Origin of the sequence: Kitasatospora sp. NPDC056273 (assembly GCF_042268845.1) — a bacterium.
Classification (GTDB): Bacteria; Actinomycetota; Actinomycetes; order Streptomycetales; family Streptomycetaceae; genus Kitasatospora.
In genome coordinates this window covers 1-1331 of the sequence record NZ_JBHJSJ010000133.1, presented here as the reverse complement: position 1 = coordinate 1331, position 1331 = coordinate 1, and the positions used below count along the sequence as shown (strand labels likewise).

General features: G+C 72.6%; 1 protein-coding gene. It reads left to right on the top strand.

Going from position 1 to position 1331, the window contains the following annotated elements; translation table 11 throughout:
- Positions 1-1331, top strand: a 1331-nt coding sequence (locus ACFCY1_RS41520) for a transposase (RefSeq protein WP_375877824.1), incomplete at both ends; no start/stop codon positions are given.

Sequence of the window (1331 nt, the reverse complement as noted above, 5' to 3'; positions counted from 1 at the left end):
GCGATGGTCACGGTCCTGCAGTTCCTGCACAACCTCTCCGACCGGGACGCCGCGGTGGCGGTGGCCGACCGGATCTCCTGGAAGTACGCGCTGGGCCTGGAGCTGGAGTACACCGGTTTCGATGCCAGCGTGCTGTGCGAGTTCCGGGCCCGCCTGGCAGCCGGGAACCGGGCGGATGCCCTGCTCTCGCTGATGCTGGAACGTCTGAAGGCCGCCGGCCTGGTGCGGGCCGGCGGCCGTCAGCGCACCGACTCCACCCACGTGCTGGCCTGCGTGCGCGCACTGAACCGCGTCGAGTGCCTGGGCGAGGCCCTGCGCGCGGCCCTGGAGGAGATCGCCCGCACCGACCCGGGCCTGGTCGTGCCGCTGCTCGGGCCCGGCTGGGACGAACGCTACGGCCGCAAGGTCGAGACCGGCGGGCTCCTGCGCCGCAGAGGCGCCTCCGCCCTCAAGCTCGCCGAGCAGATCGGCGCCGACGGGCAGAGCCTGATCGCCGCCATCGACACGGACCCCGACGCCGTGCGGATGAACGGCCTCCCGCAGGTCAGAATCCTGCGCGAGCTGTGGGACCAGCACTTCGAGGCCACCACCACCGGCCGACTGCGCTACCGGGACACCAAGGAACTGCCGCCCTCCGCACAGCGCGTGCGCTCACCCCACGACCCTGACGCCCGCTACAGCACCAAAGGCGCGCCCGGCGCCGCACGCATGGAATGGACCGGTTCCAAGGGCCACCTGACCGAGTCCTGCGACGAGGGCCTGCCGCACGTGGTCACCGACGTCCACACCACCCCCGCCACCGAACCCGACGTCACGGCCGTCACCCCCGTCCAGGACAAACTCATCGCCCGGGACCTGAAACCCGGCGAGCACCTGCTCGACTCCGGCTACCCCAGCGGGCCCGGCATCGGCGCGTCCCTGGAACGCGGCATCTCCCTTGTCGCCCCCGTCACTGTCCAGACCGGCCGGGGCGCCCGGGGCGGCACGTTCACCCCCAAGGACTTCCACGTCGACTGGCACAGCGGCGTCACCCACTGCCCCGCCGGGGCCACCAGCATCTCCATGCGGCCGAAGAAGGACGGCCTGATCCGCGTCGCCTTCTCCCGCGCGGACTGCCGCCCCTGCCCGATCCGCGCCCAGTGCACCACCGGCGCCCCTCACCTCGGCCGGGTCCTGGAGATCCATCCCGAACCGATCCATACCGCCCGGACACGGATGCAGGCCGAACAGGACACCCCCCGATGGCGCGAGGCCTACCGGGCCCGCGCCGGCATCGAGGGCACCGTCTCACAAGCGGTCCGAGGCCCCGGCCTGCGACGATCCCGCTACCG